Origin of the sequence: Mesorhizobium sp. M8A.F.Ca.ET.181.01.1.1 (genome assembly GCF_004792025.1) — a bacterium.
Classification (GTDB): Bacteria; Pseudomonadota; Alphaproteobacteria; order Rhizobiales; family Rhizobiaceae; genus Mesorhizobium.
On record NZ_SRTV01000001.1, the window covers coordinates 1,006,275 to 1,030,179 of the forward strand.

Annotated in this window: 22 protein-coding genes; 13 read left to right on the forward strand and 9 right to left on the reverse strand. The window is 64.2% G+C overall.

Annotated elements, in window-relative coordinates; translation table 11 throughout:
* Positions 1-4: 4 nt before the first annotated feature.
* Positions 5-928, reverse strand: coding sequence for a sugar kinase (locus EN824_RS04945; protein WP_135880575.1), 924 nt, complete (start codon positions 926-928; stop codon positions 5-7).
* Between the two features lie 151 nt (positions 929-1,079).
* Between EN824_RS04945 and EN824_RS04950 the strand changes: the two genes are divergently transcribed.
* Both EN824_RS04950 and EN824_RS04955 read left to right on the forward strand, forming a co-directional pair.
* Positions 1,080-1,529, forward strand: coding sequence for a FixH family protein (locus EN824_RS04950; protein ID WP_127280325.1), 450 nt, complete (start codon positions 1,080-1,082; stop codon positions 1,527-1,529).
* Positions 1,530-1,536: 7 nt separating this feature from the next.
* The gene (locus tag EN824_RS04955; protein ID WP_127280326.1) at positions 1,537-2,736 is read left to right on the forward strand and encodes a cytochrome-c peroxidase; all 1,200 of its coding nucleotides are present in this window, start codon (positions 1,537-1,539) and stop codon (positions 2,734-2,736) included.
* Between the two features lie 57 nt (positions 2,737-2,793).
* Here the strand turns inward: EN824_RS04955 and EN824_RS04960 are convergent, their stop codons facing one another.
* Positions 2,794-3,246, reverse strand: coding sequence for an Lrp/AsnC ligand binding domain-containing protein (locus EN824_RS04960; protein ID WP_027046935.1), 453 nt, complete (start codon positions 3,244-3,246; stop codon positions 2,794-2,796).
* A gap of 163 nt (positions 3,247-3,409) precedes the next feature.
* Between EN824_RS04960 and putA the strand changes: the two genes are divergently transcribed.
* Positions 3,410-7,018: a bifunctional proline dehydrogenase/L-glutamate gamma-semialdehyde dehydrogenase PutA gene (putA, locus tag EN824_RS04965; protein ID WP_135931947.1), complete on the forward strand. Its 3,609-nt coding sequence runs from the start codon at positions 3,410-3,412 to the stop codon at positions 7,016-7,018.
* 12 nt (positions 7,019-7,030) lie between these two features.
* Here the strand turns inward: putA and EN824_RS04970 are convergent, their stop codons facing one another.
* From EN824_RS04970 to EN824_RS04985, 4 genes are all read right to left on the reverse strand, one after another.
* Positions 7,031-7,345 carry an antibiotic biosynthesis monooxygenase gene (locus EN824_RS04970; RefSeq protein ID WP_127872698.1) on the reverse strand — a complete coding sequence of 105 codons (315 nt, stop codon included), beginning with the start codon at positions 7,343-7,345 and terminating at the stop codon, positions 7,031-7,033.
* A gap of 59 nt (positions 7,346-7,404) precedes the next feature.
* On the reverse strand, positions 7,405-8,370 hold the full coding sequence (locus EN824_RS04975; protein ID WP_245520962.1) for an energy transducer TonB: 966 nt from the start codon (positions 8,368-8,370) through the stop codon (positions 7,405-7,407).
* 181 nt (positions 8,371-8,551) lie between these two features.
* Positions 8,552-8,989 carry a hypothetical protein gene (locus tag EN824_RS04980; RefSeq protein WP_135915735.1) on the reverse strand — a complete coding sequence of 146 codons (438 nt, stop codon included), beginning with the start codon at positions 8,987-8,989 and terminating at the stop codon, positions 8,552-8,554.
* Positions 8,990-8,995: 6 nt separating this feature from the next.
* Positions 8,996-11,185, reverse strand: coding sequence for a TonB-dependent hemoglobin/transferrin/lactoferrin family receptor (locus tag EN824_RS04985; RefSeq protein ID WP_135931949.1), 2,190 nt, complete (start codon positions 11,183-11,185; stop codon positions 8,996-8,998).
* Positions 11,186-11,385: 200 nt separating this feature from the next.
* Here EN824_RS04985 and hemP point away from each other — a divergent pair, with 200 nt between their 5' ends.
* From hemP to EN824_RS05010, 5 genes are read left to right on the forward strand one after another with little or no spacing between them, the layout of a single operon-like run.
* The gene (hemP, locus tag EN824_RS04990; protein ID WP_027051401.1) at positions 11,386-11,592 is read left to right on the forward strand and encodes a hemin uptake protein HemP; all 207 of its coding nucleotides are present in this window, start codon (positions 11,386-11,388) and stop codon (positions 11,590-11,592) included.
* A 23-nt stretch (positions 11,593-11,615) separates the two neighbouring features.
* Positions 11,616-12,677, forward strand: a complete 1,062-nt coding sequence (locus EN824_RS04995) for a hemin-degrading factor (RefSeq protein WP_135921424.1) — start codon at positions 11,616-11,618, stop codon at positions 12,675-12,677.
* 10 nt (positions 12,678-12,687) lie between these two features.
* The gene (locus tag EN824_RS05000) at positions 12,688-13,596 is read left to right on the forward strand and encodes a hemin ABC transporter substrate-binding protein (protein ID WP_135931950.1); all 909 of its coding nucleotides are present in this window, start codon (positions 12,688-12,690) and stop codon (positions 13,594-13,596) included.
* A 5-nt stretch (positions 13,597-13,601) separates the two neighbouring features.
* Positions 13,602-14,702: an iron ABC transporter permease gene (locus EN824_RS05005; RefSeq protein ID WP_135931951.1), complete on the forward strand. Its 1,101-nt coding sequence runs from the start codon at positions 13,602-13,604 to the stop codon at positions 14,700-14,702.
* Between the two features lie 26 nt (positions 14,703-14,728).
* Positions 14,729-15,517: a heme ABC transporter ATP-binding protein gene (locus EN824_RS05010; RefSeq protein WP_127278768.1), complete on the forward strand. Its 789-nt coding sequence runs from the start codon at positions 14,729-14,731 to the stop codon at positions 15,515-15,517.
* A 31-nt stretch (positions 15,518-15,548) separates the two neighbouring features.
* Here the strand turns inward: EN824_RS05010 and rirA are convergent, their stop codons facing one another.
* Entirely contained in the window at positions 15,549-16,013 is a 465-nt protein-coding gene (rirA, locus tag EN824_RS05015) for an iron-responsive transcriptional regulator RirA (RefSeq protein ID WP_127278767.1), read from the reverse strand.
* Positions 16,014-16,284: 271 nt separating this feature from the next.
* On the opposite strand from rirA, the gene EN824_RS05020 reads away from it, so the two are divergent.
* The 3 genes from EN824_RS05020 (at position 16,285) to EN824_RS05030 (ending at position 18,868) form a co-directional block, all read left to right on the forward strand.
* Positions 16,285-17,580: a DUF445 domain-containing protein gene (locus tag EN824_RS05020; RefSeq protein ID WP_135931952.1), complete on the forward strand. Its 1,296-nt coding sequence runs from the start codon at positions 16,285-16,287 to the stop codon at positions 17,578-17,580.
* Positions 17,581-17,684: 104 nt separating this feature from the next.
* Positions 17,685-18,113: a phasin family protein gene (locus tag EN824_RS05025; RefSeq protein ID WP_127280147.1), complete on the forward strand. Its 429-nt coding sequence runs from the start codon at positions 17,685-17,687 to the stop codon at positions 18,111-18,113.
* 257 nt (positions 18,114-18,370) lie between these two features.
* Positions 18,371-18,868 carry a MaoC family dehydratase gene (locus EN824_RS05030; protein WP_127280148.1) on the forward strand — a complete coding sequence of 166 codons (498 nt, stop codon included), beginning with the start codon at positions 18,371-18,373 and terminating at the stop codon, positions 18,866-18,868.
* A gap of 142 nt (positions 18,869-19,010) precedes the next feature.
* On the opposite strand, the gene EN824_RS05035 is transcribed toward EN824_RS05030, so the two are convergent.
* Positions 19,011-20,468 (reverse strand): MFS transporter, encoded by a 1,458-nt coding sequence (locus EN824_RS05035; RefSeq protein WP_127280149.1) that lies wholly within the window; start codon positions 20,466-20,468, stop codon positions 19,011-19,013.
* Positions 20,469-20,599: 131 nt separating this feature from the next.
* Between EN824_RS05035 and EN824_RS05040 the strand changes: the two genes are divergently transcribed.
* The gene (locus EN824_RS05040) at positions 20,600-21,490 is read left to right on the forward strand and encodes a LysR family transcriptional regulator (protein WP_127280150.1); all 891 of its coding nucleotides are present in this window, start codon (positions 20,600-20,602) and stop codon (positions 21,488-21,490) included.
* Between the two features lie 4 nt (positions 21,491-21,494).
* On the opposite strand, the gene EN824_RS05045 is transcribed toward EN824_RS05040, so the two are convergent.
* Complete coding sequence (locus EN824_RS05045) at positions 21,495-22,898, reverse strand: PLP-dependent aminotransferase family protein (protein WP_127872688.1); 1,404 nt, start codon at positions 22,896-22,898, stop codon at positions 21,495-21,497.
* A gap of 106 nt (positions 22,899-23,004) precedes the next feature.
* On the opposite strand from EN824_RS05045, the gene EN824_RS05050 reads away from it, so the two are divergent.
* Positions 23,005-23,895 (forward strand): DMT family transporter, encoded by an 891-nt coding sequence (locus EN824_RS05050; RefSeq protein WP_127280262.1) that lies wholly within the window; start codon positions 23,005-23,007, stop codon positions 23,893-23,895.
* Positions 23,896-23,905 lie beyond the last annotated feature (10 nt).

The window sequence follows — 23,905 nt, forward strand, 5'->3', positions numbered from 1 at the left end:
TTTTTCAGGGCTTGCCGAACGCCGCCCTCAGCGTCTCGAACGGTGCCAGCGCGCCGCGCACCTGCACGACGGCAGCGGCAACGCGATGGGCTCTGCGGGCGGCCTCCTGCGGGTTGTGGCCGGCAAGACGGGCGGCGAGATAGCCGCCATTGAAGGAATCGCCGGCGCCGGTGGTGTCGGCGGGGGCCGCGACATGGATTGCAGGCACGTCCTGCAATGATCCGTTTTCGGCAATCAGTGCCGGCTGCTCGCCATTCTTGACGACAACTTCGCCAACCCATTGCCTGAGCCGCTCGGCGGTCGCCCGCGGGGTGTCATCGCCGAACAGCATCTGCTCGTCAGGGAAGGTCGGCAGCGCGATGTCGGTGACGGCAAGCGCTTCGACGATCGCTGCCTGCGCTTCGTCGCGGCCGCGCCACAGTCGTGGCCGGTAGTTGGGATCGAAGGCGATCGTCGAGCCCGCCGCGCGCGCCTTGCCCACGGCCGCCAGCAGCGTCTTGCGCGAGGCATCGTCGAGAATTGCCAAAGTGATTCCGGAAAAGTACACAAGCGATTGATTTTGCATGCTTTTCGATAGTGCCGCCGGATCCGAAGCTAGCTGCCGCGCGGCGGCGTCGCCACGCCAGTAGGTGAAGGAGCGCTCGGCACCGGTCAGCGTGATCGCATAGAGGCCGGGGCGCGCGCCCGGTATGACCGGACTGGAGCCGATGCCGATGCCGTTTTCAGCGAAGAAAGCGATCTGGCCTTGGGAGAAGGGGTCGTCGCCGAAGGCCGAGACATAGGTTGCCGGCAGGTCAGCGCTAAGCGCATGCAACGCCCACAGCGTGTTGAACGTGTCGCCGGCAAAACCCATGCGCCAGTTCGGGCCCGTCTGGCCCGACAGTTCCAGCATGCATTCGCCAATCGAGGCGACGCCGTTTCCCATCATCTGCAATCCTCCAGTGATGTCGGTGCTGTAGCTTTTTGCCGGACGCAGCGCCATGCTTGGCAAGCAGGCTTTTTTCCGCCACAGCGTTTTCCCACAGCCTGGCGGGATGCGATCCGTCCGGCAGAACGTTATCCGCAGAAGAGGAACCGGTTTGGCATCGTTATGGCGTTATCTCCTGGCAGGTCTTGGTCTGGCTGCTTTGCTGGTCGGCGTTCTCGCGGTCGTCTATCTGACCGCGCCGCATTCGGCACAGCCTGTCGGTCCGGATGTCTCGAGGACGAAGAAAACCGACAACGGATTGTATGTAGCGAGTTTCGTGCCGGAACGCGGCGTGGTGCGGCAGGGCGAGCTGGAATCCTGGGTGCTGACGCTGAAGACAAAGACAGGGGCTTCGGTGGAGCGAGCCGCGATCGCCATCTCCGGCGGCATGCCGCAGCACAATCACGGTCTGCCGACCAGTCCGCAGGCGACCGACTATCTCGGCGAGGGACGCTACCGCATCGAGGGGCTCAAATTCACCATGAGCGGCTGGTGGCAACTGCGTTTCGCCATATCGTCCGGCGCGGGCTCCGACACTGTGCTGTTCAACGTGGTGCTGTGAGCGGTCGATGAGGCGCCTTTTCTGCTTTTTGGCGCTGACGGTGGCCGTGCTCCTTGGCGGTTGCGGCAAGCCGGATTTTTCCGATGCCGAGAAGAAGACGATCGCTTCGCTCGCGCTGAATACGCTGCCGGCGCTGAAGCCTGACACCACCAACCGCTTCGCTGATGTGCCGGCCGCCGCAGCGCTCGGCTCGACGCTGTTCTTCGATGTTGGGATGAGCCGCGACGGCACCGTGTCCTGCTCGACCTGCCACAAGATCGACCGCCAATTCCAGGACGACCTGCCGCAGGCGGTGGGTGTCGGCCGGACCAACCGGCGCACCATGCCGCTGGCCGGTGTGGCGCGCGACCCCTGGTTCTTCTGGGATGGCCGCCGCGACAGCCTGTGGGCGCAGGCGCTGACACCCCTCGAAAATCCGTTGGAACAGGCGGGAAACCGCACCGCCTACGCGCATTACATGAAGGCGCGCTTCGGCGAACGCTATGAGCGCATTTTCGGGCCATTGCCCGATTTTTCCGGCATTCCGCTGAATGCCAGCCCGCTTGGAAGCGATACCGAAAAAGCTGCCTGGAACGCGATGAGCGATGCGCAGCGTGACGCCATCAACAGCGTCTATGCCAATATAGGCAAGGCGATTGCCGCTTTCGAACGCTCGATCGAGCCGGCGCCGACGCGATTCGACCGCTTTGCGCTGGACCTTGCCACAGGCGCCGAGCCGAAAGGCGATGCGGCCTTTTCGCCGGAAGAAATCCTTGGGCTGAAACTGTTCATCGGCAAGGCCAATTGCGTGACCTGCCACAATGGCCCGCGTTTCACCGACAACGGTTTTCACAATACGGGTGTGCCGCCTGTTGCCGGCTTGCCGGCGGATCGCGGGCGCGTCGACGCGGTAGCGCAGGTCGAGGCCGACCCCTTCAACTGCTTCGGCGCTTATCGCGATGGCGAGGCCAGTGCCTGCGGCGAACTGCGCTTCATGGTCAAGGATGCGCCGGAACTGGTGCGCGCCTACAAGACGCCGTCGCTGCGCGGTGCTGCGACACGGCCGCCCTACATGCATGCCGGGCAGTTTTCATCGCTCGACGAGGTGGTGGCTCACTATGCCAAGGCTGCGCCGAGCGTCGAAGGGGTATCCGAGGTCCACCCGCTGGAGTTGTCGGACCGCGAGCGCGCCGCACTGGTGGCGTTCCTGAAGACGCTGTCGGAATAGCCCTTTCTGTTTGACCTGATCTTGTCCGAAACCGGCTTCCACTTTTCGGGATCATGGTCATCGGTCCTTCACCGTCTCCATCGCCACGAAGGTCGAGGTCTGGGCGACGTGAGGCAGGGCCGAGATGCGCTCGCCGAGCACGCGCCGGTAGGCGGCGATGTCGCGGGTGCGGACCTTCAGGAGATAATCGAAGCTCGACGCCATCATGTGGCACTGCTCGATCTCCGGCACGGCCTGTACGGACCGGTTGAAGGCATCGAGCGCCGCGGATCGGGTGTCCGACAATTTCACTTGGACGAAGGCGACATGGCCTTCACCCATGCGCTCACGATCGATGATCGCCTGGTACCCCCTGATGTAGCCATCCTTCTCCAGCCGCTTCACCCGCGCCTGCACCGGTGTCTTCGACAGGCCGACCTTGGCCGCCAGTTCCGACATGGAAAGCCGGCCATTGCCGGCGAGTGCCGACAGGATGTTCCTGTCGATGCGGTCCAATTGGTCTTCTGTCATCGAAGCCGCAGCCTGTATGAGCAATTTTTCGGCGACATGATAGGTCAATTGCACTGGCTTGTCGATTTTTTCAGACCGCCTCAGATCTGTGACTTGTGCTAGCTTGCGCCATTCGGTCCGGTGACCGCCGGTCCGCTCCCTTGTGCTTGCTCATAGGACCGCCATGCCGCTCGACGCCATCCGCCAGCAGATCCGCGCCAACTATTTGCCCGACGAAGACGAGGCCGTAAGGCGACTGGCCGAGGCGACCGGGCTTTCGGCCGGAGACCGCAAGGCGATCTCGGCCCGCGCGGCCGACCTGGTGCGGGCGGTGCGGGGCTCCACCGATCCCCGGCTGATGGAAGTCTTCCTCTCCGCCTACGGTCTGTCCACCAAGGAAGGCGTAGCGCTGATGTGCCTGGCCGAGGCGCTGCTGCGCGTGCCCGACACCGAGACGATGGACGACCTCATCGCCGACAAGATCGCGCCGCACGACTGGTCGGCGCATTCGGGCGGTTCGAGTTCGATCTTCGTCAACGCCTCGACCTGGGCGCTCATGCTGACCGGGCGCGTGCTCGATGAAGGCGAGGGCGGCATCGAAGGTACGCTGCGCTCGATGGTGCGCAGGCTGGGCGAGCCGGTCATCCGCAAGGCGGTGGCCGCGGCCATGCGCGAGATGGGCGAACAGTTCGTACTTGGCCGCACCATCGCCGAGGCCGTCAAGCGCGGCCGGCCGATGACGCAGAAGGGTTATCTCTATTCCTTCGACATGCTGGGCGAGGCCGCCCGCACCGAGGCGGACGCGCTGCGCTATCACAGGGCCTATGCCGACGCCATTTCCTCGCTCGACGCTGGCTCCAACGGCCCCGATATCCGCTTCAACCATGGCATCTCCGTCAAGCTTTCTGCGCTGCATCCGCGCTACGAGGTGGCGCAGAAGGAGGAAATGCTGCCTGTGATGGCCGAGCGGCTGTTGTCGCTGGCACTCGCGGCCAGGCATTCGCGCATGGGCCTCAACATCGATGCCGAGGAGGCCGATCGTCTCGACCTGTCGCTCGACGTCATCGAACGGGTGCTGGCCGAGCCGGAGCTCGCCGGCTGGAACGGGTTCGGCGTCGTCGTGCAGGCCTACGGTCCGCGCGCGGCTTTCACCATCGACTGGCTCTATGCACTGGCGAAAAAGTACAATCGCAACATCATGGTGCGGCTGGTCAAGGGTGCCTATTGGGACACCGAGATCAAGCGGGCGCAGACGCTCGGCCTTTCCGGCTATCCCGTGTTCACGCGCAAGGCCAACACCGACGTTTCCTACATTGCGTGCGCGAGAAAACTGCTTGGCATGACCGACCGGATCTATCCGCAATTCGCCACCCACAATGCCCACACCGTCGCCGCCATCCTGTCGATGGCTGACAACCGCGATACCTTCGAATTCCAGCGCCTGCATGGCATGGGCGAGGCCTTGCACGAAACCGTGCGCCGGTCAGAGGGCACGCGTTGCCGCATTTACGCTCCCGTCGGCGCGCATTCGGACCTGCTTGCCTATCTGGTCCGTCGCCTGCTGGAGAACGGCGCCAATTCCTCCTTCGTGCACCAATTGACCGACGAGGACGTCGAGCCGGAGGACATCGCGCGTGATCCGCTGGAAACGGTCGAAAGCCAGGGTCCCGCCGCCAATCCGGCGATTGCCAGGCCATCCCAGATCTTTGGGATCGGGCGCCGCAACTCGAAAGGATTCGACATTACGGATACGGTGACGCTGGCTGATATCGACAAGGCCAAAGCGGCTTTTGCCGGGCCGGATCGCTGGCACGCCAAGCCGATCACGCGCGCCGCCGGCTACGGCAAGCAGCGTCCGATCGTCAATCCGGCAAAGCCTTCCGAGGTCGTCGGCACGGTTCACGAGGCCGCCGCCAAGCAGGTTGCGACCGCAGTGCGCATCGCTGTCGAGGCGCAGCCGGCCTGGGCAAAACGGCCGGTTGCCGAGCGTGCCGCGATCCTCAACCGGGCGGCCGACCTTTACGAGGCCAATGCGGTCGAGTTCTTCGCGCTCGCCACCCGCGAAGCTGGCAAGTCGTTGGCCGACGGCGTCGCCGAGGTGCGCGAGGCCGTCGACTTCCTGCGCTACTACGCCGCCGAGGCGGCAAACGCCGAGGCGGGCACGCAAGCGCGCGGCGCCATTGTCTGCATCTCGCCATGGAATTTCCCGCTCGCCATCTTCACCGGCCAGATCGCGGCGGCACTCGTCACCGGCAACTCGGTGATCGCCAAGCCGGCCGAGCAGACGCCGCTGATCGCATTCCGCGCTGTCGAGATGCTCCGCGAGGCTGGCGTGCCGGAAGACGTCATCCAACTCCTGCCCGGCGACGGCCCATCGGTGGGCGGCCCGCTGACGGCGGATCCGCGCATTGCCGGCGTCTGCTTCACCGGCTCGACCGAGGTCGCCAAGCTGATCGAAAAACAGCTGGCCGAGACCGCCGCGCCGGACGCGATGCTGATCGCCGAGACCGGTGGTCTCAACGCCATGATCGTCGATTCCACAGCGCTGCCCGAACAGGCGGTGCGCGATATCCTGGCGTCGGCCTTCCAGAGTGCCGGCCAGCGCTGCTCGGCGCTGCGCGTGCTCTATGTGCAGAAGGACGTCGAGAAGAAGATGCTGGAGATGCTGAAGGGCGCCATGGAGGCGCTCAATATTGGCGATCCCTGGCTGATCTCGACCGATGTCGGCCCGGTCATCGATGACGAGGCGCAGGCCTCGATCCGCGACTATTGCACGAAGAAGGGTCTTGAGGGCCGGCTGATCGCCAAGCTCGAGGCCCCCAAGGATGGGCGTTTCGTCGCGCCGCATGTCTTGCGGGTCAAGGGTATCGAGGACATGGAGCGCGAGGTGTTCGGGCCTGTGCTGCATGTCGCCAGTTTCGATGCCGACCAGATCGACAGCGTCATCACCGCCATCAACCGCAAGGGCTATGGCCTGACCTTCGGCCTGCACACCCGCATCGAGGGCCGCGTCCAGCATTTCGTCGACGGCATTCATGCCGGCAACATCTACGTCAACCGCAACCAGATCGGCGCCGTCGTCGGTTCGCAGCCGTTTGGCGGCGAGGGCCTCTCCGGCACCGGGCCGAAGGCCGGCGGCCCGCATTATCTCAGGCGCTTCCGCAAGGGGCCGGAAGCTGGCACGCACCTGGCCGACGGGCACAAGGTCACCGCCACCGAACTGGCCGACAATCTGCCCGATCCGTCGCTGGGCGGCTGGTCGACGCGGCCGGACCGGATCGCCATCCTGAGGAAACATCTGCGCGGCAAGGGCGCGGCGGCGATCGGTGCCGCCGCTGCAATCGATTTCGGTCAGGTCGATTTGCCCGGCCCGACCGGCGAGGCCAACACGCTGTCACTGTCGCCGCGCGGCCGGGTGCTGTGCCTGGGGCCGGACGCCGACACGCTGCTGGCGCAGACCATCCAGGCGCTCGCCGCCGGCAATGCAGTGCTGGCCGTGGCGCCAGGTGCCCCGGCGGCACTGTCGGCGCTGACCGGCAAAGGCCTGCCGCTGGCGGCCATCGATGGCCGCCCCGATCCGGTCGAGGCGCGCTCGCTGCGCGTCGATGTCGTTGCTTTTTCAGGCACGCCCGAGGCGGCGCGCATCGTGCGCAAGGTCATCGCCGAGCGCAGCGGGCCGATCGTGCCGCTGGTCAGCGAGGTGCTCAATCCTGCGGCCTACGCGCATGAGCGGGCCGTCTGCGTCGACACCACGGCGGCCGGCGGCAATGCCAGCCTGTTGGCCGCCGCATAGATTAGTCGGTACTTACGCGCCTTCGACGACGGAAAAACCCTCGAATTGCGGGTGGCCGAGATAATGGACCTTTGTCGTGCCGACATTGCGGTGGGCGGCGCGAAAGTTCTCCGATTTGGTCCAGGCGACGAAGTCGGCGTGGCTCGCCCAGACCGTATGCGAGGCAAACAACGTGTAGCCTTCGGTCTCGTTGGCCGGGCCGCGCAACAGATGGAATTCCCGGAAGCCTTTCATCTCGGCAAGGCTGGAATCGCGGTTCTTCCACACGGCTTCGAAATCGGCCTCGGAGCCGGTCTGCACCTTGAAGCGGTTCATGGCGATATACATGGGGTCCCTTTCCTGCGGATGTTGATGGTTGGCGCCGCAACGTTTGTGCTGCTCACATCTTAAAACGGGCCGATCCCGACCTCGAATTCCAAACCCGGATTCGCGGCCTGTGGCGGAATTGGAGGGAAGGGAGCAGCCTTGCGCACGATGCCAAGCGCGGCCTCATCGAAAGTCTTCGATCCCGAGCTTTCCAGAATACGCAACTGATCTATGTTGCCCTTCTTGCCTATGGCGAATGCCACAACCGCATTGTTTCGCGCGGCCAATTGCAGCGAAGGCGGGAGAGTTCGATTGACTCTGCCGAGCTTTCGAAAGACGTCGCCGCGGTAGCTGTCTTCCGCGGCGCTGCCGGCCTCTTTCTGCCTCTTGCCCATGCTGGCCGCTTGCGCCGGCCAATCCTGGCCGTCGGCCGTACCGCTCCGTTCATCCGCCGCTGCAGCTGTCGCAGGCGCGGCCGCCGGAGTCGGCCTTGCATAGGGGGTCGGCGGGTGATCGGGAGCGGCGACAGGCATCTCGACGGTTTCGGCCTGGACGCTCGGCTGCGCCTGCGTTTCGTTCCTGGCGGCCACGCTCTGGTCGTCCGGGCGGGGTTTTGCCGTCACCAGTATGTCGGGTGTCACCATTGGCTGTTTGGCCGGTTCCTGCGAGGGCTCCGAAGCCTGCTTCGCGGCGTCCCGGGCGGGCTCGCGATCCTGTGTCACAGCTTCCGGCGCGGGCCGCGAAGGTTCCGTCGGCGGCGCCGGCCTGGCTGCCTTTGCCTGAGGGGGGTTGGCCGGCGGCTGGCTCGGCACCAACGTGACATTCATTGCCGTCGGGTCCTTGTCCAGCGCACTGCCGGCTACCTTGTCGCCTGTGTGATCGCCGCCTTCCGATTGCTCCGTCTCCCTGGAAACAAGCGTGCCGGCAGGTGAGACCAGAAAAGCCGCCGCTACCGCGGCATGGAGCAGGCCGGAGATGGCGATCGCCGTTGCCCACTTGCCGTTGCCGGCCGGCGGCCGTGTCTGGGCAAGCGGCTCGGCCGGCACGATGGCCAACTCGTCGCCGGCGTCGCGGAGGGGACTGATTCCTGCATGTCGCGCGGCGGAAAATGCAGCGGCCCAGGCGTCATTGTCAAATCAAGATGGACTGGCTCAAACAGCGGAAGGCCGGCCAGGGGCCGGGCCACCATATGTCGCGCCAAGTCGAGTTCCAGTCCCACCGCCGCCCTCAGACTCCGAAAGCGATGCCGGTCCTGGTGTCCGTCTTCAGCTTGCGCATGCAGGCGGCCGGCTCGACGCCGGTGCCGGCGCATTCCGTGGCGCTGTTGATCAGCACGCGGCTGACCTTGGTGCAGTCAGTGCCGGCCAGGTCAAAGCGCGTCACCTTGGTCTTGCCGGCCGGCAGGTCCTTGAAGTCGAGCACGGTCAGCCGGTCGACGATACCGGCCTCGTTGAACAGGGCGATCTCGAACGCCGCCTTGGTGAGGTCGGCGCCGAGATTGTTGCTGACCAGGAAGGTCAGGCGGCAGCCCTTGTCGGAAGGCTGCGCTGCATTGAGTTCGAGGGTCAGGACCGGCGCGGACTGCTCAGCCCACGCCGGAACCATCGCAAGCGACATCGCCAGCGCCGAGGTCAGCAGACGAAGCGATGTCGTCAAGCTCGTCATGATGGATCAGCCTCCAAATCGCATGGTTGCCGCCAGTTTCAGCGTGATGCCGGGTTCATAGACGGCGGCCGTCGTGCCGCCATTCAGCGGGTTGGCGTATTTGACGTCGAACAGGTTGTCGGCGCGGAAATCGACCTTCAGATCGTCGGTCGCCTGATAGCTGGCAAAGGCGTTGACCAGCGTATAGTCGGTGGCCACCGCATTGCCCTTGGGCTTGCCGTTGTACTGCACTTCGCCCCCGACGGTCAGCTTGTCCTCGAGGAAACGCAAACCGAGCTGAGCGGTGACCTGAGAGGAGGGAATGGTGGCGAGGTCGGCCTCCACGCCCTTGTAGGAAACTGTGTGGCCTTTTGTGATCGAAGCCGAGAGGCCGGCATAGCCCCACGCCGCGTCGTAGACACCTTCCAGCTCGACACCGTTGATCCTGGCCTTGGCGAAATTCTGATACTGGAAGCAGATCGGGATGCCGGGGCCGAAGGGGCAGCCGCTGCCTGGGGCGAACGGGGACAGCGTCACGCCGTCGATATAGTCGTCGACATCGTTGTTGAAATAGGCTGCCTTCAGGCGCAAGGCGTCGCCAGCCTCGAAGATGTCGTTCTGCTTGTAGTTGACGCCGAATTCGGTCGTCTTGCCGGTTTCAGGCCGCAGATTTGGATTGGGCAGGAACGGGAAGCTGACGCCTGCCGGATGGTTGCCGCTGATCAGAGTTTCCGTGATCGAGGGCGAGCGATAGCCTTCCGCATAGGTGCCGTAGAATTGCAGGCCGGCAAGGCCGGCGCTCTCGAAAGGCGAGACACCGACCGTGACGCGCGGCGATAGCCCGTCGCCGGAAATATCGTGCGTGTCGTTCTTCAGGCTGTAGCTGTCGTAGCGCAGGCCGGCGATGACTTCGAGCCAGTCCCAGGTGAGCTTGTCCTGGACGTAGGCGCCCGACACATTCCGCTTGCCCGAAGGCGTGTAGAAGCTGTCGCCGCCGGCCGCGCCGCCCGTCTTGACATCGTCGCCGACCCAGTCGCCACCATAGCTCAATTCATGCGCAATGCCGCTCGTCTCGAATCGTGAGGTGTTCCAGATATCGATGCCGGTCGTGCCGACATCGAAAGTCGACTGTGACCCTGCCGGCAGCACCACGGGAAGACCGGTCACCGGATCGAAGCGGTTCTGCGGGACAAGACTGGTCAGGCCGAGATGGGTCTTGTTGTAGGAGGTGTTGATGTGGAGATCGAGCCAGCTCTTGTCTTCGTCCGTGATGTTGTAGCGGGCCGTGAACGTGTTCGACTTCAGGTCGATATCATTCACAGGCACGCCGCCGCTGGTCTCGTCCCAGCCGTCGCTCGATCCGACCCAGCCAAGCTTCAGCTCACTGTTCTCGGTCGGCCGGATGGTGGTCTTGAGCAGGCCGCTCAGCACGTCGAAACCAGTGCCGTTGACGGTGTCGCCGTCGCCGTCCTTGTAGTTGTCGTAGTCGCGGTAGACGATGTTGCCCAGCACCTCCCAGTTCTCACTGACGCGATAAGCGCCGGATGCGCTTGATGTCCAGCCCTTGCCGTTGCTCTCGTAGCGTCCGGTGACGGAACCGGCCCAGCTCTCGTCAGGCTTGAGGAAATCCTGGGCATCCTTGGTGTCGAAGAAGACGACACCGCCAATGGCGCCCGAGCCATAGGTGTTGGCGACCGGGCCACGGATCACGTCGACGGATTTGACGAGCTTGGGATCGATGTAGAAGGTCGACTGCGTGCCGTGGTCGGAACGCTGGAAATTCTGGCGCGCGCCATCGACGATGACAGCGACGCGGCCGAAATCCTGCAGGCCTCGGATGTTGATGCTGGTGCTGACGCGCCTGGCGTCCGCCTGTGCGGCGACGCCGGGCACACCGAAAAGCATCTCGTTTGGCGTCGTCGCCATGCGGCGGTCGAGCTGTTCCTGGTCGACATGGCTGGCCGAGGCCAGCGATTCGATCGCCGTTTCGCCGGTGCGGCTGAGCACCAGGATCTTGTCGAGCAGCGTCGCGCCCGCGGGAGTTGCTTTTTCCTGGTCAGTCTTCTTCGATTGATCCGGTTGCTTGCCCGCCGGCTGCGTTGCCTGCTGGGCGTGCGCCGATAGCGCGGACAAGGCGATCGCCGCCACGCCCGCGAGTAAAGCCGCCGCGCCGTTCGCCGTCGCCCGGCCGCGCCGTTCCCAATTCATCGACCCCATGCCCCAACTCCAAATCCCAGGTTCCATGCTGGCTGGCCTGGGGCTTGCTGGCATTTTTGATCGTATCCGGCATCTTAAATGTTGACTCATTTAGTCCGGTATTGCACTGACTAGTAAACATGATTATTCGAGTCAAGAAATGAATCGGCAATTTCGCAACGCCTAGCCAGATGCCCGGCACAGGAAAGGGATCGACCCAGATGAACACGCATAATCCCAACGATTTTCGCTATCGCGTCCGCCGTTCCGACGATGCCTCCGCCCGTTTCGATCGGATTCCGCTGGCGGTGCGAACGCTGTCCAGCAACACCCTATTCCAGGGCGAGCACGAGATCGGCATCGAACATCATGGGGCGCTCTACCGGCTGAAGATCACCCGCCAGGGCAAGCTCATTCTCAACAAGTAAGGCAAGGCATCAGGGGTAAGGACATGGACCAGTGCGTAAAACCCGCTCCGCATGAAATCCGGCGGGCACGGACCGAGAATCCGAAAGCGCGCGAGCGTGATCTGGCCGGCCAGCTCGGCATTTCGGAGGCCGAGCTGGTGGCCGCGCATTGCGGTGATGGCGTCATTCGCATCGAGCCGCGCGTCAATGACCTTCTGACCGGTCTAGAGGCCGTTGGCGAGGTGATGGCGCTGACCCGCAACGAAAGCGCCGTGCACGAAAAGATCGGCGTTTACGACAAGGTCGTCACCGGCAATCACAATGCGATGGTGCTTGGCGAGAACATCGACCTGCGCATCTTCCCGAAAATCTGGGCGCATGGCTTCGCCCTGGAAAAGCGGGACGGCGACGACATCCGCCGCAGCCTGCAATTCTTCGATGCTTCCGGCGAGGCGGTGCACAAGGTGCATCTGCGCCCCGCCTCCAGCCTCTATGCCTACCAGAAGCTGGTCGCCTCTCTGGAATCGCCGAACCAGGGGCCGACGATCGAGATTTCAGGAACCGTTCTCGACGAGGAAAACGAGGCCGGGACATCGACCGCGAGCCTGGACGATCTGCGTGACCGCTGGAGCCGGCTGACGGACGTGCACCAGTTCTTCGGCATGCTGAAGACGTTGAAGCTCAGCCGCCGCCAGGCGGTGCGCATGGTCGGCCAGGATTACGCCTGGCTGCTCGACAATGACGCGGTGCGCGCCATGTTCCATCACGCCGCCGAAAGCGAGATGCCGATCATGTGCTTCGTGGGCAACCGCGGCTGCATCCAGATCCATTCCGGCCCGGTCAAGTCGATCAAGCCGATGGGGCCGTGGATCAACGTGCTGGACGAGACCTTTCATCTGCATCTGCGAACCGACCACATCCATGAGGTATGGGCGGTGCGCAAGCCGACCAGGGACGGCCACGTCACCTCGCTCGAGGTCTATGCCGCCAATGGCGACATGATCATCCAGTTCTTCGGCAAGCGCCACGAAGGCGAAAGCGAGCGCGACGACTGGCGCTTCCTGGCCGAGCACCTGCCGCGCATTCCAAGCCCGACGGCAGCCTGAGGACAGTGTAATGAGTTTTGTGTCGAGACTGTCCGCCCTGCGCGGATCGATGATCGGTTCCGCGATCGGCCTTTCCCTGGCTTTCGCCGCAATGCAGCCGGCCGGCGCCAACGAAGGCGTTTCGGTCTTCGTCGATCCTTCGAGGATCGCCGCCATCGGCGGGTCCATCACCGAGATCGTCTATGCGCTTGGAGAGGAAAAGCGTCTGGTGGCTCGCGATTCCACCAGCAATTATCCAAAAGCCGCGCTCGACCTGCCTGATGTCGGTTACATGCGCCAGCTGTCGCCGGAAGGTGTCTTGTCGGTCAATCCGACAAGCATACTGGCATTGTACGGCAGCGGCCCCAAGGAAGCCGTCGACGTGCTGAAGAAGACGGGCATTCCCTTCATCGAAGTGCCCGAGCTGTACAGCCGCGAAGGCATCCTCCAGAAGGTCCGCATCGTCGGCAAGGCGCTCGGGGTCGAGGCCAAGGCCGAGGTGCTGGCCAAGGCGCTCGATGCCAAACTCACGGCCGCCGAAAAGCAGACAGCCTCGATCAAGGAGCGCAAGCGCGTCCTGTTCGTTCTCTCGATACAGGGTGGCAAGATCCTGGCGGCCGGCAGTGAAACCGCGGCCGACGGCATGGTCAGGCTGGCGGGCGGGGTCAATGCGGTGGAAGGCTTTTCCGGCTACAGGCAGATGTCCGACGAAGCGATCATCACCGCCAGGCCGGACGTAATCTTGATGATGAGCAATGCCGGGCCGCCAGTCTCGGACGACGAATTGTTCGGCAATCCATCCATCGCCTCGACGCCGGCCGGAACGGCGCGCAAGCTGATCCGCATCGACGGCGCCTATCTACTGGGCTTCGGACCGCGCACGGCCGACGCGATCCACGATCTCGCCGTGTCGCTCTATGGCGCACAGGTCACGGACTGAGCATCATGGCCGACCAGTCGATCGCCGGTCCGGTGAAGGCGATGGGTGCATCCGAAGGGGATCGTTCCGGCCGCGCCCGTGCCGTCATTCTTATGCTGTGCCTGGGCCTGGCCGGCGCCGTCTTGCTTTCGCTCACATCCGGGGCGTCGGACGCATCCGCCTTGAACGTCATTAGGGATTGGCTCTTTGGCACCGTCCCCGGCGATGCGGCACCAAACGCTCGTGACAGCCTGATCGTCCATGACATCCGGCTGCCGCGCGTCATCCTCGGCATGCTGGTGGGTGCGGCGCTCGCGGTTTCTGGAGCCGTCATGCAGGGACTGTTCCGCAATCCGCTCGCCGATCCCGGACTGATCGGCGTTTCAGCTGGCTCCAGCCTCGGTGCGGTGGCCATCATCGTGCTGGGCGGGACCATGCTGGCACCGGTGACCGCATTGCTCGGAACGCTTGCGCTGCCGCTTGCGGCGTTCCTCGGCGGCCTCGCCACCACATTGGTGCTTTATCAGATCGCGACGCGACGCGGGCAAACCTCTGTCGCCACCATGCTGCTCGCGGGCATCGCCCTGGCGGCACTCGCCATGGCGCTGACCGGAATCCTCATCTTCATGGCCGACGATCGCCAGTTGCGCGATCTGACCTTCTGGTCACTGGGATCGCTCGGTGGTGCGACATGGGCCAAGATCGCTTCCGTCGGGCCCATCATCGTCCTGGCACTCGCGGCGATGCCGTTCCTTGCCCGGGGTCTCAACGCGCTGGCGCTCGGCGAGGCCACCGCCGGCCATCTCGGCATTCCGGTGCAGCGGCTGAAATACACAGCCATCATTGGTGTCTCGGCGGCGGTCGGGGCGTCCGTCGCCGTCAGCGGCGGCATCGGTTTCGTCGGCATCGTCGTGCCGCACCTGCTGCGCCTGCTGATTGGCCCGGACAATCGTTACCTGCTGCCGGCCTCGGCGCTGCTCGGCGCCTCGCTGTTGCTGCTCGCCGATGCCGTCGCCCGCACCATCGTGGCGCCGGCAGAGTTGCCGATCGGCATCGTCACCGCCGTCGCTGGCGCGCCGTTCTTCCTTTGGATCCTGCTGCGCAAGCGTGGCGTGATCGATTTGTGAGATTTGAGACCCTGTAGGAGTGTTTCATGATCGAAGCCCGCGACGTTTCTGTGGCGATCGGCAAGAAGCGCATTGTCGCCAACGTCGATTTCGAAGTCAGGCCAGGTGAAATCTCGGCCATCGTCGGCCCCAACGGATCGGGCAAGACGACCTTTCTCAAGGCGATGTCGGGGGATCTCGTCCATACCGGACGGATCCTTATCAACGGTCGCGAGCTGTCGACGATGAAGCCGGTCGAGGCGGCGACAGTGCGAGCGGTGCTGCCTCAGGCAACGACCCTGTCCTTTCCCTTCACCGTGCGCGAGATCGTCAGGCTTGGCCTTGTCGGTGGACGCTCGGGCGTGCTGCCCGGCGAGGACGAACGCCTGCCGGAGCGGGCGCTTGCGCGGGTCGATCTCGACGGTTTTGCCGGTCGTTTCTACCAGGAGCTTTCCGGTGGTGAGCAGCAGCGTGTCCAGCTTGCCCGCGTGCTGTGCCAAGTCTGGGCGCCGGTGCTTTACGGAGTGCCGCGCTATCTCTTCCTCGACGAACCGGTTTCCAGCCTCGACATCAAGCATCAGCTGATCATCATGAACATCGCCCGCGACTTCGCCAGAAGAGGCGGCGGCGTGGTCGCGATCCTGCACGACCTCAATCTGACGGCGATGTTCGCCGACCGCATCTTCGTGATGCATCGCGGCCGGCTGGCCGCGGCCGGATCGCCGCGGGACGTGCTGAGTGACGATCTGATCGAGAAGGTGTTCGACTGCCGGCTCAAGGTCGGCGTGCTGCCGGCCGGCAACATGCCATTCGTGCTGCCGCAATCCGCAGCCTAGATCTGCGGTCTTCGGCCCGGCCCGCGCAGGATCAAGCTGCCGGGGCGCGGCGCTCCATCAGCATGTCGATACCGAGCAGGTTGCGCACATTCGGCCGCGCCGCCACCAGATCGGCGATCGTGTAGCGGGCAAGCACGGCGAAGAAGGCGTTGAGCGCTTCGCGCAGCGCCGAGTTCAATGCGCAGCTGTCGACCAGCGGGCATTCTGCCGCGTCATTCTCGAAGCACTCCGCCATGGCAAAGCTTTCCTCGGTCACGCGCACAACATCGAACAGGCTTATCGCTTCGGCGGCGCGGCCCAGCCGTACCCCTCCGTTCCGGCCGCGGACAGTCTCGACCAGGCCGTTCTCGACCAAAGGCTGCAGGATCTTGAACAGGAACAGTTCCGACACCGAATAGGCGGTCGCGATTTCCGGGATGCGGCTCAACCGTTCATTGTTGGCGGCACAATACATCAGGATGCGCATGGCATAGTTGGTCTGGCGGGTAAGCCGCATTTCATCCTCACAAAGCGCTGGCGCGGTGCAACCATGCCAGAGTCTGGAACTTTGCCGGCGCGGCTTCACCCGGATTTTCGGAGTCGCCGCGCTGGCCTCGGTCGAATATGGCCTATACCTTGGAATAATTCCAGACTGGCTTCGCATCATAGCTGAATATTCTCGTCAACTTTATGTGCGTGGCCAGGCGAAACGCTGAGAAAATCGGCTGTCGCGGGCATTTTGACGACCGACGCACTAAATAGCCTGGGATCGACGAGGAGCGGCTCATATGTCTCAATCGGCCCAGTCGCTGGCGCCCGTCCGTTTCGACACCGACGCGGGCTCCAAGCTTTCGGCGCTGCGGCGGACAAAGTTCGTCGCCACGGCGGCGCTGGCACTCTGCGTGCTGGTCTTTGTCTTGGCCAAGTCCTTCCAGGCCAGCTACCCGTGGCTCGGCTTCGTCGCCGCCTTCGCCGAGGCGGCAACCATCGGCGGCCTTGCCGACTGGTACGCGGTGGTGGCGCTGTTCAAACGGCCGCTCGGGCTACCCATCCCGCACACCGCCATCATCCCGGAAAACAAGGATCGGATAGCCGACAATCTCGGCCGTTTCATCGAGGTTAATTTCCTGGCAACGGAGCCGGTGCGTGAAAAACTCGCCGAGGTCGATTTTTCGGCGCTCGTCGCCGATTGGCTCGCCGATGCCGAACGCGCCGCCGGCCTGTCGCGCTTCGTCGTGCGGCTGGTGCCGCGTACGCTTGCGGCCGTCGAACAATCGGGCCTGCGCGGTTTCGTCACCAGCCGCATGCTGGAGCAGATCGAAAAGGTGCCTCTGGCGCCGCTGGCCGCCGAACTCTTGTCGGCGCTCACCGACGATCGCCGCCACCAGAAATTGTTCGACGAGTTCATCAAGGTCATCGGCCGGTTCCTCAACGACGAACAGGCGCTGGCGACGATGCGCGACAAGATCCGCGAGGAACTGCCGTCGCTGTTCAACCTGTTTCGCGCCGATGCCTACCTCCTGAAGAAGATCGTCGCCTCGGCGGGCTCCCTGCTGGACGAAGTGCGTGCCGATCCCGACCACCCGATGCGCGCCGAATTCGACCGTTTCGCGCAAAGTTTCGTCGAGCGGCTGCGCACGTCCAAGCAATATGCCAAGCGAGCGGAGAAAATGAAGCGCGATTTTCTCGCCAGACCCGAAGTCAGGGCGCTGGCCGGCGACATGTGGGAGAGCCTCAGCCTGTTCATCGAGCAGGATGCCAAGGCGCCGAATTCGCTGGTCCGGGAGCATCTCGCCAACATGTTCGTCGAAGTCGGCCGCCATCTTGCCGGCGATGCCCAGATCCGGGCCGACATGAACCAAGGATTCGTGGTGGCGCTGGCCTCATTCGTGGAAAGCCAGAAGAGCGGCGTGTCGAAATTCATCGCCGACCAGGTCAAGCGCTGGGACCTGGCGCAACTGACACGCCTGATCGAGATGAACATCGGCAGGGACCTGCAATATATCCGCTTCAACGGCATGATCATCGGCGGGCTGGCTGGCATCGTGCTCTATACGATCGAGTTGCTGCTCCCGGTCAATTGATCCGTATCGATCGCCAGGCGTGCGTTCGAAATGGACACACGGCGTTCGAGTGCTATTCTCCCGTCGAGGGCGTCCGCAACCGCGGCAAAGGGGAGAAGACAGTCATGGCCAGACAAGCAGAATCCGATTCCTTCATGGAGATGTTCGGCAGATTCGGCCGTGACCTGAAGGTGCCCAACGTCGATGTCGAGGCGATCCTTGCCCATCATCGCAAGAACCTCGAGGCACTGGAGAAGGCGGCACGGACCAGTGCGGCCGGGGCAACCTCGCTGATGTCAAGGCAGCGCGAAATGCTGCAGGACACGTTGCGGGAGGTCGCCGACATGGCGCAGAGCTACCGCGCACCGGGCAATCCGCAGGAACTGATGGCCAAGCAGACGGAGTTTGCCAGAAAATCCTTCGAGGCCGCGCTCAAGAACGCTGGTGAAGTGGCTGAACTGGCCAGGAAATCAGGCACCGAATCGATCGACATACTGCGCGCGCGCATCAAGGAGGCGATGGAGGAGGTCCGCGCCGGCTACGGGCAGAAGTGAATCCCATCGGCTGTCGTTTCGCCCTCTATCCGGCACGCCGGTTCGCGATTCCGCAACCTTGCACATAGTTGCATTAGCGCCACGGCATAAGCTCCCGGCAAGCTGGAAGGTCAAAAAGTCCGGTTCGGGCCTGCCATTGCGTGGCAAGCCATGGCACGAGTGTGTTCGAATCCGGCGGAACGGTTTTGCGCGGAACGAATTGACAGAGGCCGCCGGTTCGTGGTCCGGAAGCTCTGGAAGCGATCGGGAAAGCAGGAATGACGGAAGTACGGCCTAAAACGCCGCCAACCTACGAACAGCTGAGAACGATGTCCGGACAGGAACTCGGCGTCTCGGAATGGACCACGGTCGACCAGAACCGCATCAACCAGTTCGCCGAATGCACCGGCGACCATCAATGGATCCACGTCGATCCTGAACGGGCGCGGCGGCAAAGCCCGTTCCGCACCACGATCGCGCATGGCTATCTGACGTTGTCGATCATCGGCGCGCTGGCCCTCGAAATGGGCATCGTGCCCGAGAATACGCAGGCCGCCTTCAACTATGGTTTCGACAAGGTGCGTTTCCTGGCGCCGGTCAGGGTCGGCGCGCGCATCCGCCTGCGCACGACGCTGCTTTCCATGGAAGACCGTGGCCCAGGCCAATATCTGATGAAGGCAGCCAACACGGTCGAGATCGAAGGCGAGGAAAAGCCGGCGCTGATGGCTGAAACGCTCGTCATGCTTTACGAACGCCGCAAACGGGCAGGGGCCTGAACGGCGGTCCGCCAGGCCCCTCGCGTCATTTCATTGGCCGTAACAGTTCCGGCAAAGACGATGCGCATGGCCATCACCCACATGGGCAGGATGAAGGTCGTGAAGGAGGGGCGGCGAAGGCGAGCGGTCAAACGATTGCGGTTCAACGCCGGTTGGGTTCCGCTCGGCGGTCGGCGCGGGCGGAGAGCACCGCAAGGACCAGCGCGGCCAGGGCCAGGGCCGTGGCTGCCCGGAAGGTGATCTGCATGCCTTGGGCCGCCGCCGCGGAACTCAAGAGCTGCTGCCCGATCCCTTGCTGTGCATCACTCGATGCGATCGCGAATATGGCACCCATTAGCGATGCGCCAGTGATGAGACCAAGATTGCGCGACAGGTTGAGCAGACCGGAAACGACGCCACGTTCGTTTGCACTTACACCGCCCATGACGGCCGCGTTGTTGGCGGTCTGGAACAGGGCGTAGCCGAAGCAGGTGACGGTGATTGGAGCGACGTAGCTGGCAATGCCGAGCCTGGTCAGGGCAAGCGACAGGAGGCACGTTCCCGTTACGAGGCAGAGCAGGCCGGCGACCATCATCCCGTGGGCACCGAAGCGATCGGTCAGCCGGCCGGCCAGCAGCGCCGACAGGGTCGAGACAAGCGGCCCTGTCGAAAGCACCATTCCAACCATCGCGGCATTCAATCCCAGCCCGCGCGACAGGTAGAACGGAGCAACCACCAGGGTTGCCATCATCACCGTGGCGACGATGAGACTCATGGCGAGGCCGGCGCTCAGCCGCGGGTCGCGGAAGCGGTCGAGTTGGACGAGGGGCGCCTTCGCTTTCGCCTGAGCGATGGCGAACACGATGACGCCGATACCGGCCGCGACCAGCAGGCCCAGATTGAGCACGCCGAAATTGCCTCGGCCAAGCGTCAATGCCAGGGCATAGGCGCCCAAGGTAAGGGCCAGCAGGGCGGTGCCCGTGACGTCAAACGTGCCTCGACCGGCCTCCATTGTTCCGCCTCGCGCCGGCAAGGCACGCCAGGCGAGAGCGAAGGTCAGAAGACCCAGCGGCACATTGACAAGAAAGATTGGCCGCCAGCCGAGGCCGGCGATCAACAAGCCACCAAGCGAAGGCCCGAGGGTCGTGCCGATCGCGGACATGGCGCCGAGCAGGCCCATGGCGCTGCCGGTTCGCTCCTTGCTTACGGTTTCCGCGACGAAGGCCAGTGTCAGCGCCATCATCAGCGCGGCGCCAAGTCCCTGCACGGCGCGCGCCGCGATCAGCAGCCAGAGTGTCGGTGCCAGTCCGCAGACCACCGATGCCAGCGTGAACAGCGCGATGCCACAAAGCAGCAAAGGCCGACGCCCGAACATGTCGGCCAGCCGTCCGGCGCCGACGATCAGCGTGGTGATGGCGAGCAGATAGGCGAGAACCACCCATTGCACGGCCTGGAACGATGCATCGAAGGCTTGCATCAGCGAAGGCAGGCCGACGCTGGCAATGCTGGTTCCCAGTGACGATAGCAGCGTGGCGAGCGACAGGCTCACCAGCGCCAGGCCAGCGGACTGGGCCTGTCGCGGCGCCGATATCAGTTCCCGATTTTGCTCAACGACTGCCAAGGCGATCTCCTTTCTGTCTGCTCCGGAACCGGAGCTGTCGGAGATCTAGTCTTGTGTCCGATGCGGCGGAAGGCGCAGCATTTGCATCTTATTCGTGCATCGGACGCCATATCATATGCTATGATCGATCCATGACATCGCCCGATCTCAATCTCCTCTTTGCCCTCGACGTCCTGCTGGCCGAAGGCAGCGTGGCGCGCGCGGCGCGCCGGCTGCGGCTCAGCCCCTCGGCGATGAGCCGGACGCTGGCGCGGCTGCGCGAGGCAACGGGCGATCCTCTGCTGGTGCGCGCCGGGCGCGGCCTGGTGGCGACGCCGCGTGCGGAGGAATTGCGGCGACAGGTCGGCCGTGTCGTCCAGGACGCGGAGGTGCTCCTGCGCCCGACCGAGTTGCTTGATCCCCGGAGCCTGGACCGGATCTTCACATTGCGCACCAACGAAAGCTTCGTCGAGGAGTTCGGGCCTCGCCTCGTCGCCCGCACCGAGGCCGATGCGCCAGGGGTGCGGCTGCGTTTCGCACCGAAGTCCGACAAGGATGCGATGTCGCTGCGCGAAGCGGCGATCGACCTGGAAATCGGCGTTGCCGGCGAGACCGGACCCGAGGTTCGCATCCAGGCCCTGTTTCGCGACCGCTTTATCGGTGCCGTGCGAGCCGGCCATCCCCTGGCCGAGGGCAAGGTGACGCCCGAGCGCTATGCGGCTGGCCGGCACATCAGCGTCTCGCGACGCGGCCGCGAGAAGGGACCGATCGACGAGGCCCTGGGCATGATTGGCTTGCAGCGGAGGGTCGTGTGCATGGTCTCAGGTTTTTCGGCGGCACTTGCCATGGCCCGGGCCTCGGATCTGATCGCCAGCGTGCCCGAGCGGCATACGGCAGGAGCGCGTGCCGGCATGCACAGTTTTGCGCCGCCGGTCGCTACCGTGGACGTCACCATCTCGATGCTCTGGCATCCGCGCCTCGAGGCGGATCCGGCGCAACGGTGGCTGCGGGACTGCGTGCGGGAAGTCTGTGCGGGTCGCTGACCGATCAGCGAGACATTGCCGTTTCGAGCGTCTTGAAAATCCGCTCGTCCGCGCATTGGGCAACGTTGAAGCGCAGGAAGCGGCTGGCTGACTGCGACAGGCTGAACGCATTGCCGGGTGCCAGAACGATGTTGTCGGCGAGCGCGCGGCGGGCGACGTCGGCCGCGTCTACCCGGTCCGGCAGGCCGCACCACAGGAACAGCCCGGCCGGTTGGTCGATCCAGGGCGTGATGCCGATCGCCTTCAGCCGGGCGCTGGTCTCGCCCATGGCACGCGAGAGGCGCGCGCGCAGCAAATCCATGTGCTTGCGGTAGCTGCCGTCCTTCAGCAACGTCAGCACAAGTTCGGCCGCCAGCCGTCCGCCGCCGAAAGTCGTGGCGATCTTGAGGTCGGCCAGGCCCTCGATCCAGTCGCGGGGGGCGGCGATGAAGCCGCAGCGGACCGACGCCGACAGCGTCTTGGAGAAACTGCCGATCTGGACAACGCGGCTAAGGCCGTCGAACGCCGCCAGCCTGGGGGCAGGGGCATGTTCGAAATCGGCGAAGATGTCGTCCTCGACGATGGTCAGGCCCGACTGGTCGGCCAGTTTGAGCAGACGATGGGCCGTCACCGGAGACAGGATCGCCCCCGTCGGATTGTGAATGGCGGAGTTGGTGATGTAGAGGCGCGGCCGGTGTTCGGCGAGCGCCTGGGCGAACAGCTCGATATCAGGCCCCGATTGCGTGTAGGGGACGCTGACGACCTTGGCGCGATGGGCACGCAGCAAAGCGTGGAAATTGAAATAGCAGGGATCGTCGACCAGCACGGTGTCGCCGGGCTCGATCAGGAACCGGCACAGCAGGTCGATGGCCTGGGTGCCCGATTCCGTCAGCATGATCTGTTCGGGCGAAGCTTCGATGCCATGCCCGGCCAGGCGCCGCGCCAGCAATTGCCGCAGCGGCGGCAGCCCGAGCGGCGTGCCGTAGTCGGCAAGCGCGACATCGTCGGCACGCGCGACCGTGCGCAATGCCCTGCGGAGCCCGGCCTGTGGCATCCATGAAGCCGGTAGCCAGCCGCAGCCGGGTTTCAGGACTTCCTCGCCAGCCTCCAGCGACTGGCGCGAAACCCAGAGCGGATCGACGGCACGATCGAGCCGGGGGCCGATCTCGGCCAAAGACAGCGGCGCCAGCGAGCCGGCGGCATAAAAACCGGAACCCGGCCGGGAGCGGATCGCGCCTTCGGCGGCGAGCCGCTCATAGGCTTCGACGACGGTGGATTTGGATACCTGCATGGACTTCGCGAAGGCACGGATAGACGGTAACCGGGTTCCCGGTGTCAGGCTGCGCGCGGCGATCCGCTGACGGATGGTCGCCATCACACTCTCCACAAGGGTGCGTGCGCCGTCGGGTTCCAAAGCAAGGTCTGTCATCCGTACTGCTCAATTCGTCACTACAGTTTCGTCGAATTGTACCCCATTGTCTCTGGCCGCGCCACGGTTGTTCGCACCATAGAGGGCGAAAGCAATGGAGCCTGCAATGGACAAGACGGCGAGCGGCTGGGTGAACGGATTTATCGGCGTGCTGATCTTCAGCGGCTCGTTGCCTGCGACGCGCGTGGCGGTGATGGATCTCGATCCGATATTCCTGACATCGGCCCGCGCGGTCATAGCCGGCCTGCTTGGTCTCGCCCTTCTGCTTGTGTTCCGCGAGAAGCGCCCCGGGCGTCATGACTTGCTGTCGCTCATCATCGTTGCGCTTGGCGTGGTCGTCGGCTTCCCCTTGCTGACGGCGCTCGCGCTGAAGCATGTCACGTCGGCCCATTCCATCATCTTCGTCGGCTTGCTGCCGCTGGCGACCGCGATCTTCGGCGTGTTGCGTGGCGGCGAACGGCCAAGGCCGGCCTTCTGGCTGTTCTCATGCCTCGGCAGTGCGCTGGTGGCGGGCTTCGCGCTTGCGCAAGGCGTGACGGCTTCGCCGGTCGGCGATGGGCTGATGCTTGCGGCCATCATCGTCTGCGGCCTTGGCTACGCGGAAGGCGCCGCGCTGTCGCGCAGGTTGGGCGGCTGGCAAGTGATCTGCTGGGCGCTGGTGCTGTCCCTGCCGGTCATGCTGGTGCTGACGGTTGCTACCCTGCCGTCGTCCTTCGCCAGCGTTGGCTCCAATGCCTGGATCGGTCTTGGCTATGTCTCGCTGTTCAGCATGCTGATCGGCTTCGTCTTCTGGTATCGCGGCCTGGCGCAAGGCGGCATTGCAGCAGTGGGGCAGTTGCAGCTGCTGCAGCCGTTTTTCGGGCTCGCATTAGCGGCGACACTGCTGCGTGAACAGGTCAGTCCGATGATGATCGTCGTCACGCTCGGCGTGGTGACATGTGTGTTCGGCGCGAAGAAATTCGCCAAGCAGGATTTGCCGCGGCGTGCGGCTGCATAGTGATGATGCC